This window comes from Mangrovibacter plantisponsor, assembly GCF_003182475.1.
Classification (GTDB): Bacteria; Pseudomonadota; Gammaproteobacteria; order Enterobacterales; family Enterobacteriaceae; genus Mangrovibacter; species Mangrovibacter plantisponsor.
This window is the reverse complement of sequence record NZ_QGTS01000006.1, coordinates 229,368-244,247: the sequence shown is the minus strand read 5'-3', so window position 1 is coordinate 244,247 and position 14,880 is coordinate 229,368. Positions and strand designations below refer to the sequence as shown.

The following is a 14,880-nucleotide window of genomic DNA, read 5'->3' as shown; positions in this document are numbered from 1 at the left end:
CCTGCCACCCGTTGTCTGTATTAGTGAATAATTGCGTTAATGGCAAGGACACCGGCCAGGCCCATTAGCGAAATCAGGGTTTCCATGACGGTCCAGGTTTTCAATGTTTCCGTGACACTCAGGTTAAAATAACCTTTGAACAACCAGAAGCCCGGGTCATTAACATGGGAGGCAATAACACTGCCAGACCCGGTTGCCAGTACCATGAGTGCCGGGTCTGCGTGGGTGACACCAATAATAGGTAACACAACCCCTGCAGTGGTAATGGCGGCAACGGTTGCTGACCCCAGGGCAATACGTAGCACTGCAGCAACCGTCCAGCACATCAATAACGGCGAGAGCGTGGTGCCACTCATCAGGTCGGCGATATATTTCCCCACACCACTATCTACCAGTACCTGCTTAAATGCGCCACCGCCAGCAATGATGAATACAATCATTGCGATAGCACCAATGGAATCGCCAGTGATGTTCATCACCTGTTCCAGAGACCGGCCATTGCGCAAACCCAGGGTAAAAACAGCAATCACAATTGCGATGAATAGCGCGACAGCCGGGTTACCGACAAACTCGAAGAATACACGGACGGGGTGTTCTTTGGGCAGGGTTATCTCACAAATAGCGGCAATTGCCATCAGTACTACAGGGATAATGGCGGCAAAAATACTGTTCCAAAAACCCGGCATTTCTTCTTCGGTGAAAATATGTGGGTTGAACAATCCTTCCGGTGGCGTTTTTTCATATTTGGTAAGAAAACGCGAAAAAATAGGACCAGCAATGATTACGGTCGGGATGGTGATAATTATGCCGTACAGCAGTGTTGTCCCCAGGTTTGCATTATAAATAGCTGCAATGGCTGTTGGGCCCGGATGCGGCGGTAAGAAACAATGGGTGACGGACAAAGCGGTGACCATTGGTACGCCGACATACAGCAACGGCAAACGCGATGCCGCAACAATGGTAAATACCAGTGGCAACAATAGAACAAAGCCAACTTCGAAAAACATGGCCAGCCCAACCACTAAACCGGTGATAACCAGTGCCCACTGAACGCGTTCACGGCCAAATGCGTGAATGAGCGTTGTCGCAATACGTTGTGCTGCGCCTGTGTCAGAAATCAGGCGTCCCAACATGGCGCCAAACCCTAAAATCATGGCTAAACCACCAAGGGTGCCGCCAATCCCGGATTGAATCGAATGAATAACGTCATGTGCCGGCATTCCTTCTGCAAAGCCCACCACGGTCGCAACAAGTATCAGGGCAATAAAGCCGTTGATTTTAAAACCAATCATAAGCAGTAACAGCAACGCTACGCCTATGGCGATAATAATCAGTGGCATGATGTTTTATCTCTTTTATGGTTAACCGGGCGGTGGGTAAAACCGCCCGTATATATAGGGAAAAGGTTAAGAAGTTAAATCAGACAGCAACCAGCATGCCGCCATCGACAAACAACAGGTGGCCATTCACGAAGTCGGATGCTTTGGATGACAGGAAAACTGCGGCACCAATTAATTCTTCAGGGTCGCCCCAACGTGCAGCTGGTGTGCGTTTACATAACCAGTCTGTAAACGCCTGGTCATCAACCAGTGCTTTGGTCATTTCAGTTTTGAAGTAGCCAGGTGCAATGCCATTGACCTGAATGTTGTAGCGGGCCAGTTCCACGCACATTCCGCGAGTGAGCATTTTTACTGCGCCTTTGGATGCTGCGTAGGGGGTGATGGTGTCCCGGCCTAATTCACTTTGCATAGAACAGATGTTGATAACTTTGCCTGCTTTGCGTTCCATCATGTGGCGGGTGACTGCCTGAGAAACCAAAAAAACAGCAGTCTGGTTGACGGCGATAACATCATTCCACTCTTGTTCCGGAAACTCGGTGAACGGGTGACGGCGCTGGATCCCGGCATTATTAATCAGTACATCAATGGGGCCAAAATCTTGCTCAATTTTGCTGACGGCTTTATCAATATCTGCTTTGCTGGTGACATTAAAGGCAACTGCTTTTGCGGTGTAACCAGCTTGAGTCAGCTTATTGGCTGCGGCTTCTGCTCGTTCCTGGGTAATATCATTAACGATAATTTGTGCACCATATTTCGCCAGACCATTTGCCAGCAAGAAACCAATTCCCTGGGCTGAGCCAGTAATAAGAATACGTTTTCCCTGTAGAGAAAATAAATCGTTCATTGTGTAATGTCCTGTATTGGTATCAGAAAACAAGTTGCACTTTTGCTGCTCTGGTTTTGTCACCTGCGAACTTCAGGGCATTTTCCAGATCAGTGAAGGGATATTCCGCAGACAGCAACGGGAGTGGGTTAATCGTATTATTGCTCAACCAATTGACGGCGGTGGCAAATTCTGTGGTGAAGCGAAATGAGCCTTTCAGCGACAGTTCTTTGGCAATAATATTCATCAGTGGGAAGTCAGGAATATTGCTCCCCATACCAACTTGCACCAGCGTGCCACGAGCACGGGTAACTGCAATACAGCGTTGTACCGATGCAGCATTGCCTGAAACTTCGAAGGAGATATCGAAATAACCTTTGTCTTCTTCCCAGGCACTAAAATCCCCGGTTTTGGCATCAATCGTTTGTGTTGCGCCCATCTCTTGCGCCAGTTGGCGTGAGCGTTCACTGATGTCGGTGCATACCACTTCAGCGGCACCAAGGGTGCGAACAGCCGCTGCAATCAGGCATCCTATTGGCCCTACGCCCGAGATAAACACACGTTTACCTTCTAAATCACCAGCCTGGTGAGCGGCATGAATTGCCACTGCAAGGGGTTCCGCGAAAGCGACTACTTTGTCATCAGCATGTTCGGCATAAGGGACACACTGTACAGTATCCACTACTTTATATTGCGTGAACCCACCATCAACATGCGGGAAATACATCGCGCTACCGAAAAAGCGCATTGTGGTGCACTGATTTTCTTCATGATTAAGGCAATATTTACATTGCCCGCAAGGGCGCGATGGATTAATGGCAACCCGTTGCCCTTTTTGTAAATCAGGTGAGTCTGTTGCAACCACGCGGCCAATAACTTCATGGCCAAGAATCATGGGTTGTTTAACCTGAAAATTACCTACTTTACCTTCCTGGTAATAATGAAGGTCAGACCCACAAATACCACCGCGTACTACTTCTACTAATGTTTCCTGGTTATTCCAAATAACATTTTGCTGGATAACTGACACGTCTTCTTTGCCTGAAACAACGCAGGACCTGGTTGTAATTTCCATGATATTCATTCTCTGAGTGGTGTTGACACAAATCATTTAAACGCACTTTTTTGATGTTTATTTGTGATGAGCGTCACACTGCATGGTTGTTACAAAACAATGTTACGCATAACGTGATGAAGCCATAAATTATGAAATGCGAAAGAAAAAATGGTACATGACATTGCCACTGATGAGTTAGTATTCGGGTAATTCAATCGCTGGGAGTCGAATAATGGCGGGGAAAAGTATTATTTTAATGGGCGTTTCTGGTAGTGGTAAATCATTGGTGGGAACAAAACTGGCACAGCAGTTACCCGCAAAGTTTATTGATGGTGATGATCTTCATCCGCGAAATAATATTGATAAAATGTCTCGTGGTGAATCACTAAATGATGATGATCGTTTCCCCTGGTTAGCAAGGTTAAATGATGTCTCTTATAGTCTTTATAAGAAAAATGAAGTGGGAATTATTGTTTGTTCATCATTAAAAAGAATTTACCGTGATAAATTACGTGAAGGCAGCCCTAATATTATATTCCTGTGGTTAAAGGGTGACTACGAAACAATTTATTCTCGTATGGCTGACCGAGCCGGGCATTTTATGCCGGTTGCATTATTGCAAAGCCAGTTTGCCACTCTGGAAGAGCCTCTGGCGGATGAAACGGATGTGTTTGCTGTAGACGTGAATGCCACTGTTGAAGAGGTGACCGCTCGTTGTATTACTGTTCTGCAAAACCTGAATCAGCAGTGAATTACGGCCTGCGGTTAAGCAGGCCGGAGGGGTTACTGGCCTGACTGGTTCAGTAATGCTTCCCGCTCTGTTTGCGGAACCATACCGCCACCCGTTGCCCACAGAATATGGGTGGCTCCAGCCAGTTGTTGCGCGCTGAAAGATTTTGCGCTTTCAGCCGCGGTCACCCATGGGCCAGAAACGCTTGCTGCAGCTGAAGGTTCGAGAAAAATATTTTCATCGCGCCAGACATCACCCAGTAAGGCAAGCAACGTTTCGTCAGACTGGGTGTAATAACCTGATATCAGGCGTGCCATGGTTTTGCCCACAAAACCCGATGCGCGGCCAACAGCAAGGCCATCAGCAACGGTATGGTTATCAAGGCCGACATCCTGAACACTAATCTGGTCATGCAGGCCACTATACACACCAAGGAACATGCAGGGGGAGTGCGTTGGTTCAGCAAAAAAACAGTGCACGTTATCGCCAAACGCCAGTTTCAACCCAAAGCTGATTCCACCCGGTGCGCCACCCACGCCACACGGCAGGTAGACAAATAGCGGGTGGTCATGGTCGACAATTATCCCCTGTTCATCACACTGTTTTTTGAGGCGCTCGCCAGCTACAGCGTAACCCAGGAACAGAGTGCGTGAATGTTCATCATCAACAAACAGTGTATGTTCGTGGTTTTTGGCCGCTTCCCGGCCATGGCTGACCGCCACACTGTAATCATCCTGGTATTCAATAACACTGGCACCACATTCCCGCAGCAGGTTTTTTTTCCATGCTTTTGCATCAGCAGACATATGCACGGTGACGCGAAACCCCAGTTTTTTACCCATCAGGCCAATAGATAACCCGAGGTTTCCTGTGGAGCCGACAGCAATTTCGTAATCACTAAAGCACTGGCGAGCCACATCGCTGTCCAGTTTGCTGTAGTCGTCATGGGGGTTGAGTAACCCGGTACGAAACGCTAAATGTTCAGCCCACGTGAGCACTTCATAAATGCCTCCCCGTGCTTTTACCGACCCGGCAATAGGCAGGTGGCTGTCCTTTTTTAGCATCACCCGGCCAGGAACGGTGTGGCCATATTTCTGGTCCAGAGTGGCCTTGAGAGCCGAAATGGCAACCAGCTCAGATTCAATCATGCCGTCGGCGGCAGCTGTTTGCGGGAATAACTGTTTCAGGCAGGGGGCAAAACGCGCCAGGCGCTGCTCTGCACCCTGTACATCTCTGCGGGTAAGCCCGCTATAGTGCAGGCCTTCTTCGGCAGAGGTTATGTCCGGGTTGCACCAAACCGTTTCTTTCATTGCAGCCAGGTCATCCAGTAAAGGACGGGTTTCACGTAACATTGCAATCGTTGTTGTCATGATAGTGTTCTCATGGCTCAAGGATAAAAACAGCATAGCAGTTATCCTCTTATTCTTTCACATTGCTGGTGTATATGTGTGCACAGTTCATCTGGCCTTTGGAGAAAAAAACGTGAAGTCCCGGCTATTTCAGAGATGCGGGATTGTTTTTTTTATGACTCCGTTGAAGTGGCGCGAATACAATTTTAAACCATACTCAATTAAAAGCGCCGGTAAAAAAATAACTCAGTTATGGGTAATGAGCTTTCATACCCTTTTATTTGGCTTAAGTGATGCTTTCAGGCAGAACGATGATGACAACACAGCACACTAATTCTGAACAACATATTATTTCCCTTGGGGAATCCAGACAGCTATTACTTGATGGCGGCTGGGCAATGGCTGAGTTTGATTTGTCTGGTAATGTTATTTCAGCGAATCAGCAGTTTGCTCTTTTAATGGGGTTTTCTCATGCCGAGGAACTGGTGAATATTAACCATTCGCAATTTGTATTAAGTCATGGCCGTGGTACTGTTTTCTGGCAGGACGTACTGGCCGGAAATATTACCTGTGGAGAATTTAAACGTTGCCATCATGATGATTGTGTCGTGTGGCTGCATGCATCTTATTCACCTGTACTCAATAAAGATAATGAGTTGCAAAGTATTCTGATGATGGCAATGGACATCACTCAGGAAAAACTGATGTATGTGGAATACCATGCCCGCCTGCAGGCGCTGGACAGTGCTCAGGGCGTGATTGAGTTTGATAAGAACGGTTTTATTTTGTGTGCCAATGACAATTATCTGGCAATGACCGGGTACAGCGAACGCGAGTTAGTTGGCCATCACCATGCTTTTTTGTGTGCCAAAGATGAAGTGTCAGCTAACGGCTACCAGCGTTTCTGGAAAGCGTTACGCCGCGGTGAGTGCTGGAAAGGGCGGTTTAAAAGGATTCGTAAGAACGGCCAGCCGTTATGGATTCAGGCTAACTATAACCCTATTTTTGATTCCGAAGGGCACCTGTGCCGGATAGTGAAGTATGCACACGATATCACTGAATATGTTGCGAATGAGAGAAAAATGGTTCAGCAACGTGCATTACTGGATATTTTACTGGATGCACAGAATCGCTTTTTGCATGATCATGATCTGGGCTCAGCCTGTGACCATGTGTTCACGCCATTACTGGATATGACTCAGTGTGAATTTGGTTTTATTGGAATTGTGCAGGATACCGAAGGTGTGTTGTCTTTGCATATTCCGGCCATTTCGAATATCTCGTGGGATGATTCCGTTACCCGGTGGTTTGATGAGCAGATGCAGGCGAATAACGCGCTGATTTTTCACCGGCTGGATAACATATTTGGGCAGGTCATTACGCACAATAAAATTATGTGTGTGAATAATGTGCCTGCGTTCCCGGGGAAACGCCGTTTTCCTGCCGGACACCCGCCTTTGCATAATTTCCTGGGTATTCCCATTGTATTTAATCAGAAACCTGTCGGCATGATCGCGCTGGCTAACCGCCCGCAAGGGATGGATGATGAGCTGATTGCACAACTGGAACCGATAGTAACCACCCTGGGAACGCTCATCCGGGCTCGCAGCCTTGAAGATAAGCGTTCGGAAATGGAAGCCCGGTTACGTTTCAACGCCACTCACGACGGGCTGACCCGGTTGCCGAACCGTAACGCTTTTTTTGAATCCTTACATGCTTTGCCTGATCTCAATTTACCTTCACAAGGGATGTCCAGGCATTGCCTTGCTCTGGTCGATGTGGACTTCTTCAAGCGGATAAATGATAAGTATGGCCACCTGGCGGGCGATGCTTTATTGCAGGAATTAGCGCGTTTACTGGAAACGCACACCCGGGGCACGGACCTGGTGGCCCGGTTGGGTGGTGAAGAGTTTATTGTATTGCTACGGGATGTGACAACGCGGGACGCCTGCCTGGCAATGGAGCGGCTACGTGCTGCAATTGCAGATTACACCTTTAACTGGGAAGCGGTTTCACTTTCGTTTACCGTGAGTATCGGTGTGGCGCCCTGGCGGCCAGAGTACGCTTCCATGGATGACTGGGTACAACAGGCAGATACTAACCTGTATCAGGCGAAATCTGCCGGGCGTAACCAGGTTTGTGGGCCGTAACATGCTGGCTGCTAACTAAAAAGAAGGAAAATCACGCTTTCCCTTCTTTTTCACCAGACTGAAAAAGGGCATAAGGCCCTTGTTCAGCAGCGTATTCAGGATAACGGTGGCGCGGAAACCGGCACAATTTCCACGCTTATCAGCCCTACCCCTAATTTACGCGGCGAGTGCCCCAGAATATTGTCCATATTAGATTCTTGTGGCGCAGGCGGTGTAATGGTCAGCGTGCTACTGTTGCCTGGGTTATCAAAGCGTAATGTTGTAGTGACCGGTGTATCACCGACTGTCAGAACTTGTTCCTGGTTACCCACCCGCACTGGAATTGGCTGGTTGATATTTGGCCCATACGCTTTGGCCTTAATCACCACGTCAAAGTGCGCTGGCAAGGGCCGGGTATATTCAATTTTCACTTCAGGGGAGATATTGGCGTTAGACCAGCGCCCCCATGATTCCGGGCGGGAAATTCCGGTGAAGCTTTTCACTTCATCTGGCGCACCTGCCACATTGAAAATGAAACTGTCGGCTTTGTAGCGGATGTCGTTATCGACAATTTTCAGCTTATCGATATTTTGCTGGTAACGGGCCATATCAATGACAGTGTCAGGGAAATGAGCCTTGCCTTGCCAGGCCTGGGTACTGACTGCCTGAACCTGTTGTTTCCCCCCCAGTTGCCCTTGCGCCACGCACAAGTCGCTGGAAAGCGCGAGTTCAGGCGACCACAGGCGCGCCATTTTGTAGCAGGTATCAACCCAAATAAAGTTATCCCGGGGAGCGAAATCGGCCAGTTGGTAGCGCAATGGAGCGGAATATTCACTCTCTGGCAACGGCTCGATTTTTTTGTCGGATACACGTAACAGTAATGGCAGGCGGAAGGTACTGCCGGAGAAACTGATCGTGTTCTTGCCTTTATCAATATTGAAGGTGTCGATATGCGTTGGGAAATTCCACAGGCGAATCACGTCTGGTTTCCAGGCGAGAATTTTGTCTTTCATATTCAAAAAGAGCGACGAGAGCGACTGCCCGGACAGGCTACTGCGCCCCAGACCCAGATAGTTATCACCCCCGAGAATATCCAGCACGGTTGCACCGTTATCCATAGGGTTGCGTTTCACGGAAACCAGTTGTTGCGTGGGTTGGTCACCGCGAATAATGAAAAACAGATCTTCCCTGTCTTGTTTATTGAGATAAGGCCAGGCGGTATTTTTCATTGCCAGGTGGTCTGAAGACACCACGATTATGGTGTTCTTAAACCAGGGGGATGCCTTTATCTTTTCAATTAACGCAGCGACATGCTGTTGGCTACAGGTGACAGCGCTGAACGACTGGTTGGTTTTACCGTCCATTTTATAGCTGCGACGTGTACAGGAACGGGAAATAAACCCATCGGGATGGTGAGTATCCACTGTCAGAGTAAACAGGGAGAAGCGTTTATTTTGGCTGGAGAGCGTGACAAACTGCTTCCACACTTCATCCAGTACGGTGTCGTCGTAGTAACCCCAGTCATTTTTATATGCCGGATCGCTGACTCTCTGCTTGAGCTCTTCAGAGCCGTAGAGGTGGTCGAAACCGTGAGATTTAAGGAATACATCTTTCCCGGCAAAGCGCAGGTTGGCACCCTGCATGAAGTAGTTTTCATAGCCGGAATTTTTCAGAATGTCGCCAAGGCACACGTTCTGGGGGAAGAATGTGGACATCGAGGCCGATGAATTGCCTTCAAATGGCGCAAAAAGAGGGATCCCACATTGCGATGCCACCATACCTGCGATGGTGTAGTCCATGCCCGGTAGCTGGCCGGTTTTGCTGAAATCAATGGCATCTTGCTTGAGTGCGCCGAGTTCAGGCGTCAGGCCGGGGAATGCCTCGTTATCGAAGTAAGTGCGCTCAAGGCTTTCCCCATAGATGTACACCAAATTCAGATGAGGGGACGGAATCGTTTTGTTAGGTTCTTTATAGTAAACGTCAAAATCCGGATCCCCCTGGCGGGATTGTGATTTCACCAGTTCAGACAGTTGGTGAAAGGCCGGGCTGGCATCAACGGAGGCCAGTGCCAGTATTAACGCCAGCAGGCTGTAACCGCGGTGGTGCGGCGCGTGTTTCCGGCGGCGTAACAACCAGGATAACCCGAAAAAGATGCCCGCCAGGAGCCCAACAAGCCCGATTCCCGGCAGGATATATTTGTGAATGCCTGCGCCTGTGAGGCTACTGGTGAGGGTGTACAGCACCGCATCGTTGATCCCTTCGCCAGTAAAATAATTACTGGCATAAAGAACGATATTCAGCACAACAAAGACAATGAGTACCACAAGCGTGCAGATAAACCACCATGTGTGGCGGCCTGCCTTCCACGCATAAATAGCGATAGATGCGATAAACAGAAAAAACGAGATAACTTCTGACACTGCGTGATCCTCATCTGAATACCCGGGTACTCCTCAGGTGAGCGACACTCCCGGGCAGACTAATCTAGCCTGAGTTAATACGCCGTGCAATTTTTCTGCAACAAAAATGTGCTGTTGTAAGAGGTTTTTTCAGTGCGTATGTGGGGGTGTCATCAAACTGCGAAACTTCGGACTTCCCTTAGTGATTTACCTAAGAAAGTTTATTGTGGTATGGTGCTTTATTCTGGTTTTATCCGCTAAAACGCCTGGTTTTTTAGTGATTAATCTGGATTTGTGCGGTTTTGTCTGATCTTCTTTAGCAATATATCATGTTAAAATATAATGATTTTCAGATTATCCTCAGGATAATCTGAAAGATGTCCATGCTACATTACTGCAAATTTCTTGGGGATATTTGCCCTTCATTCCGCACAGCAATCGTGGATACCTTTATGTGGTTATATATTATTAGTCTTGCGGGGCTATTGGCTTTCGTAATGTTTTGTTTTTTCAAACATTATCGTGAGGTCAGTAAACGTACGCTGGACACGGATCGTGTGCGCCATCGTGTAAAACGGCGCTGACAGCTGAACAGAACGTTGCCTTTTGGCAACAAAAAAAGCGCAGATTCTGCGCTTTTTATTTATTTTACAGTTAGTTAAGATATAAAGCTGGCACCCTGTTTGAGTACCAAATCACAGGCTTTGGTTTTCACCTTTTTGCCCAGTTCTGAATTGCCCAATGAATCCAGGTTGATTTGCTGGCCTTCTTTGCTGTTCAGCAGGCCTGCTAACCCTTGTTGGTAATCCTGTGAGGTGCTGCTCTGGTTTTCCAGCCCCAGTTTATTAAGCAACTGATTTTTTACGTTATCTGCAGAAGTTGCATTCACCAGTTTTTGTTTCATGCAATACTGGAGTACCCCCGCCGCATTATTCATATTCCCCGCACTCAGAGAATTGCTGCTGCCCAGCAGGCTGGTTAGTGAAGATGTGCTGTTAGCGCTCGTACTGCCAGAGCTGCTGCCCATTAATTGCTCTGCTGAACTGGAGAGTTGTTGCAGGTTTACTGCGCTGGCCGTGGCCGATACCAGCCCGAAAGCCAGTGCAAGAGAAAGAAGTACAGGTTGCTTAACGCTCATAAGAAAATCCATCAGGGAAGCCAATAATTGTGGCCTCAGTATAAACCTGATTTCGGGCAGTGCTGCTGCCTGCCCAATAATTCGGATTTTAGTACTCTTTTCCGGTAACCCGGCTGCGGTGGCTGTCCCAATTGAAAATAACCCACAGGCTGTTACCCAGGCGCATACGATCCATCACGCGTTCGCCCAATAGCTGGTTCATCTCGTTAATATTCAGATTGGTCAGCATACCGGTTGGCCGCTTGGAAGAGGAGCGACGGTCAACAATCTGGTTAATAATCACTTTCTCGTAACGGGATTCTGTCTGGACACCAATTTCATCAATGACCAGTAAGTCCACTCTGCTCAGGTCTTCAATCAGGCGTTCTTCTGTGGTTTCAGCCCCTTCACTGAAGGTGCCTTTCATTGCCGACATGATATCTGCCACGGTAATAATCAGTACAGATTTACCGTGTAATAACAAGGCATTGCAAATTGCTGCGGCCAGGTGGTTTTTCCCGGTGCCGGGTTTGCCAGAAAAGACAAAACTGGCGATATTACCTTCGAATTCATCGGCATACTTACGTGCACGCGCCAGTGCCAGAGCCTGCCCTTCACACTCAACAAGATAATTATCAAACGAGCAATTAATATGCAGCTCGCGAATACCTGAACGTTTGAATGTGCGTTGCATTTTCATCGCCTGGTTTTCCCGGGCGAGAGCCTGAGAGCGCTGGCGGCCTTGTTCAAGTTGCCACTGGTGCCACTCCTCAGGCGTTGTAAACGCCGGTCTGATACCATCAGGAATATGGCGCCTGACACGGGAGAGCAGGTCGGTTGCTTTTTTTACCATTATTACCCCCGAAAACCGTCAGGAATGCTTTCATCCGGACGTGATATTTGCGAAATATCCCGCCTTGCCGGGCCGCCGTTTGCCTGGCGGCTGATTTGCAGATGACGCGCCAGCTTTTGTTGCCACTGAATATGGTGGAAAACTTTGCCTTCTGCCTGCCAGTATGACGTGAATGCTGCCAGCTCTTCTGCTGCCACGGGTGTGGCTAACATAATGCCCCACAATGCAGCCTGGCGGAGAAAATCGGCATCCGGAGCCCAGCCTGAATACATGGCAAATTTCCCCAGGGGAACCGGGCCTGCGGGCAAAGGGGCATCACTGAAAAGTGAGTCATCCAGGGCAACATCTGCCTGGGGCACGGGTTGCTGTTGCGCCGCTTCAATAGCCAGCAGTGCAGCAAGCCTTTCCGGTGTCAGTGCATAGAATGCCGGGCGGTTGTTATGGAAAATAGCAATAGCGCCATTTTCCGCCTGCTTCAGAGCAGAAAGCGGGTCATCATTAAATTGATCAAGACCGATAACATCCGGGGTAAGCGTTCTGGAAGACATAACACCATCTCAAAGCTGAATTTGACTGCACCTTTTCAGGCGAAAAAGGCCGGGAACATACCACCAGATAGTAGCATAACCTGCGGGGCAGATTGAAAGGAAAGCAGTGGGGATAATCAGCATGGCGAGCAAAACAGGTAGCACCAGACCGCACAAGCGGCCTGGTTGCCGGGGCAACAACGCTTAGTTAATGATATTTAGCGTGACATCGATGTTACCACGGGTAGCATTGGAGTAAGGGCAGACGATATGAGCGGCATCCACCAGTTTTTTGGCTTCAGCACTGTCCATGCCCGGCAGGTGGATATTCAGCTTTGCTTCAATACCGAAACCATCAGGAATCGGACCAATACCGACTTCACCTTCAATAAAGGCTTCTTTTGGCAGGGCGATTTTATCGCGGCCAGCAACGAATTTCATGGCACCTAAAAAGCATGCAGAGTAACCGGCAGCAAAAAGCTGTTCGGGGTTGGTAACTTCACCACCGAGCCCGCCCATCTCTTTTGGCACACCCAGTTTGACATCCAGTACACCATCAGATGAAACAGCGCGGCCGTCACGGCCCCCGGTGGCTTTTGCTTTTGCCCGGTAAACCACTTGTTCTAAAGACATGTTGACTCCTTTGTATATTTCACTATTAAGTCGTGAGCGACTTAATAGACGGTGACTAAATTGAGACTGAAGTGGTGCAGGACATTACCCGTAAGAATATGTACCTTAAGGCACGATGGTGAAGTTCTGCGCGTGACCGTTCAGTCTTGCTCTGTGATTAATTTAAATAGTGCGCTATTTAATTGCAAGTTATTTTTTATTTAACTAAAGCCACAATACATCGTAGTTCAAATGAGTCTGATGACAAACCTCATGCTCGCAGAGAACGAGAGGATGCCACCCAATAAAAAACAAGGAAAATCAATTCATTGATATTCGATTGCTAACTAAAAAGAAGGAAAAACCACGCTTTTTCCTTCTTTTTCATCAATCTGACGCGGGTTACACCCGCGGGCGTTTGCGGTAGAGCCATAGGCCTGGCAGGGACAAACCAATAGATAACGCGCCAACAATAAATGCGGCTTTCAGGAAATTGGTTACCAGCATTATCATCAGCGGCTCTGTATAGCCGAAGTGGCTCAGCTTCACTGCAGATATCATGGCGGTATAGGCGTAGATCCCCGGGAACATTGGGATGACGGCCGCGACCGTGAAAACTTTGGGGTGAGCAAGGTACCAGCGAGACCACTGAATCCCAATGCAGCCGACCAGAATGGATGCGAGAAATGTGCTCCATTCAATATTGCCACCAAAGTGCATCAGGATAAACCGGGCTCCGTGGCCTATAGCTCCCAGTAAAGCACAGTAAGGCAATGCTCTGAGTGGCACGTTGAAAACCATGGCAAAACCGACTGCCGGAATAGAGGCCAGCACCATATCCTGAAGCAGGCTCAATAAAAACGTCATTATGCCCATCCGCGTAACCCCCACAGTGCCAGCGCCGTGACCACACCAATACAGGTTGCAAGTGTAAGCAGGCTTGCCATGGCCCAGCGCGCAAGGCCGGTGTTGATATGGCCTTTGAACATATCCGCGACGGCATTAATCAATGGAAAGCCCGGCACTAATAATAAAACACTGGCGGCCATGGCAATGGTGGATGTGTGGCGAAACAGCGGGGTGGACAACAACAGCCCGGAAAGCGTTGTCGCAACAAATGCCGTGATGCAAAAGTTAATCTGCGGGTGAAAATGGCGATGAGTGAGTACCTGGCGAACAAACATGGCAACGCTACTGGCAAGAAAGGCGATGAGTGCGCCATCCCACCCGCCATTGTTGAGTTTACAAAAGCACCCACAGGAGAGCCCAACCATCAGAACGACCAGCCACCGTGGGTAACGCAATGGTCGAATATGGGCAAACCGGCGCCGGACGTCTTTGTCATCCAGCAGCTTGTGCTCGGTCATAATGACAATATGCTGAACCTGGGTCACTACGTGCATATTGATCCCACGGTCAATATTTTTACGTGTGGATGTCAGGCAGTGATCATCAACGATAGTTGTCAGCACAATGGCATTAGCAGAAATGGCGCTTTCAACGCTATCCATGCCCAGGGCTTTACCCAACCGCCCGGAAAGTTCTTCCACCAGAGCACTTTCAGCGCCGTGCTGAAGCAGAAAGAGTGCGCACTGAATGCACAGCCGGGTTACTTCACGCTGTTTTACCGCTATTGCTTCCATTTTCAGACCTGCCAAAACCAAAAGTAGAGATAAAAGCGTGGCTGTTAATGCGCACGCAAGGTAACGGGTTTGTGCGTTGAACGGCTACCCGCACAAACTGACGGGGGTATTACCTGTTTTTGGGTGCACAAGCTCTGTTAGTGAGAAGGTATCTCCGTTCAACCTTTACTCAATTTAAGATATTTACCCACGATGGGAAACAGCCTGGCGAACATTTTGCTGCGAACATTTTGCAGATGGAAGCAGAGCCGCAAAGTAACAATGGGAAAGCGCGACAGACCAGATAAGGCAATTTATGCCG

At 48.5% G+C, this 14,880-nt stretch carries 13 protein-coding genes; 2 read left to right on the top strand and 11 right to left on the bottom strand.

The annotated features are described in order from the left end of the window. Positions 1-20 precede the first annotated feature (20 nt). The 3 genes from DES37_RS11545 to idnD all read right to left on the bottom strand — a co-directional run bounded on the left by DES37_RS11545 (position 21) and on the right by idnD (position 3,238). On the bottom strand, positions 21-1,340 hold the full coding sequence (locus DES37_RS11545; protein WP_110025865.1) for a gluconate:H+ symporter: 1,320 nt from the start codon (positions 1,338-1,340) through the stop codon (positions 21-23). 79 nt (positions 1,341-1,419) lie between these two features. Next, the gene (idnO, locus tag DES37_RS11540; protein WP_110025864.1) at positions 1,420-2,184 is read right to left on the bottom strand and encodes a gluconate 5-dehydrogenase; all 765 of its coding nucleotides are present in this window, start codon (positions 2,182-2,184) and stop codon (positions 1,420-1,422) included. 22 nt (positions 2,185-2,206) lie between these two features. Beyond that, a complete protein-coding gene (gene idnD / locus DES37_RS11535) occupies positions 2,207-3,238 on the bottom strand; it encodes an L-idonate 5-dehydrogenase (RefSeq protein WP_110025863.1) in 1,032 nt (343 codons plus the stop codon). 214 nt (positions 3,239-3,452) lie between these two features. On the opposite strand from idnD, the gene DES37_RS11530 reads away from it, so the two are divergent. Further along, a complete protein-coding gene (locus tag DES37_RS11530) occupies positions 3,453-3,971 on the top strand; it encodes a gluconokinase, GntK/IdnK-type (RefSeq protein WP_110025862.1) in 519 nt (172 codons plus the stop codon). 32 nt (positions 3,972-4,003) lie between these two features. Here DES37_RS11530 and DES37_RS11525 read toward each other — a convergent pair whose 3' ends face one another. Next, a complete protein-coding gene (locus DES37_RS11525; protein ID WP_110025952.1) occupies positions 4,004-5,320 on the bottom strand; it encodes a D-serine ammonia-lyase in 1,317 nt (438 codons plus the stop codon). A 290-nt stretch (positions 5,321-5,610) separates the two neighbouring features. Here DES37_RS11525 and DES37_RS11520 point away from each other — a divergent pair, with 290 nt between their 5' ends. Further along, a complete protein-coding gene (locus DES37_RS11520) occupies positions 5,611-7,449 on the top strand; it encodes a sensor domain-containing diguanylate cyclase (RefSeq protein WP_170123761.1) in 1,839 nt (612 codons plus the stop codon). Positions 7,450-7,544: 95 nt separating this feature from the next. Here the strand turns inward: DES37_RS11520 and opgB are convergent, their stop codons facing one another. From opgB to DES37_RS11485, 7 genes are all read right to left on the bottom strand, one after another. Then, positions 7,545-9,848, bottom strand: coding sequence for a phosphatidylglycerol--membrane-oligosaccharide glycerophosphotransferase (opgB, locus tag DES37_RS11515; protein ID WP_110025860.1), 2,304 nt, complete (start codon positions 9,846-9,848; stop codon positions 7,545-7,547). 637 nt (positions 9,849-10,485) lie between these two features. Then, positions 10,486-10,965: a YjjA family protein gene (locus DES37_RS11510; protein WP_110025859.1), complete on the bottom strand. Its 480-nt coding sequence runs from the start codon at positions 10,963-10,965 to the stop codon at positions 10,486-10,488. Positions 10,966-11,053: 88 nt separating this feature from the next. Next, on the bottom strand, positions 11,054-11,797 hold the full coding sequence (gene dnaC / locus DES37_RS11505) for a replicative helicase loader DnaC (protein WP_036106477.1): 744 nt from the start codon (positions 11,795-11,797) through the stop codon (positions 11,054-11,056). A gap of 2 nt (positions 11,798-11,799) precedes the next feature. Next, complete coding sequence (gene dnaT, locus DES37_RS11500; protein WP_110025858.1) at positions 11,800-12,345, bottom strand: primosomal protein DnaT; 546 nt, start codon at positions 12,343-12,345, stop codon at positions 11,800-11,802. A gap of 183 nt (positions 12,346-12,528) precedes the next feature. Next, entirely contained in the window at positions 12,529-12,957 is a 429-nt protein-coding gene (locus tag DES37_RS11495; protein WP_036106471.1) for an organic hydroperoxide resistance protein, read from the bottom strand. A 381-nt stretch (positions 12,958-13,338) separates the two neighbouring features. Continuing rightward, positions 13,339-13,812 (bottom strand): threonine/serine exporter, encoded by a 474-nt coding sequence (locus DES37_RS11490; protein WP_110025857.1) that lies wholly within the window; start codon positions 13,810-13,812, stop codon positions 13,339-13,341. Further along, entirely contained in the window at positions 13,803-14,579 is a 777-nt protein-coding gene (locus DES37_RS11485; protein WP_036106465.1) for a threonine/serine exporter family protein, read from the bottom strand. Before DES37_RS11485 ends, DES37_RS11490 begins: the two co-directional genes overlap by 10 nt. Positions 14,580-14,880 lie beyond the last annotated feature (301 nt).

Coding starts and splice junctions, on each gene's coding strand:
- DES37_RS11495 (WP_036106471.1), bottom strand. CDS start 12,957: ATGTCTTTAGAACAAGTGGTTTACCGGGCAAAAGCAAAAGCCACCGGG.
- DES37_RS11530 (WP_110025862.1), top strand. CDS start 3,453: ATGGCGGGGAAAAGTATTATTTTAATGGGCGTTTCTGGTAGTGGTAAA.
- DES37_RS11490 (WP_110025857.1), bottom strand. CDS start 13,812: ATGGGCATAATGACGTTTTTATTGAGCCTGCTTCAGGATATGGTGCTG.
- idnO (WP_110025864.1), bottom strand. CDS start 2,184: ATGAACGATTTATTTTCTCTACAGGGAAAACGTATTCTTATTACTGGC.
- idnD (WP_110025863.1), bottom strand. CDS start 3,238: ATGGAAATTACAACCAGGTCCTGCGTTGTTTCAGGCAAAGAAGACGTG.
- dnaC (WP_036106477.1), bottom strand. CDS start 11,797: ATGGTAAAAAAAGCAACCGACCTGCTCTCCCGTGTCAGGCGCCATATT.
- DES37_RS11510 (WP_110025859.1), bottom strand. CDS start 10,965: ATGAGCGTTAAGCAACCTGTACTTCTTTCTCTTGCACTGGCTTTCGGG.
- DES37_RS11545 (WP_110025865.1), bottom strand. CDS start 1,340: ATGCCACTGATTATTATCGCCATAGGCGTAGCGTTGCTGTTACTGCTT.
- DES37_RS11525 (WP_110025952.1), bottom strand. CDS start 5,320: ATGACAACAACGATTGCAATGTTACGTGAAACCCGTCCTTTACTGGAT.
- DES37_RS11520 (WP_170123761.1), top strand. CDS start 5,611: ATGATGACAACACAGCACACTAATTCTGAACAACATATTATTTCCCTT.
- DES37_RS11485 (WP_036106465.1), bottom strand. CDS start 14,579: ATGGAAGCAATAGCGGTAAAACAGCGTGAAGTAACCCGGCTGTGCATT.
- dnaT (WP_110025858.1), bottom strand. CDS start 12,345: ATGTCTTCCAGAACGCTTACCCCGGATGTTATCGGTCTTGATCAATTT.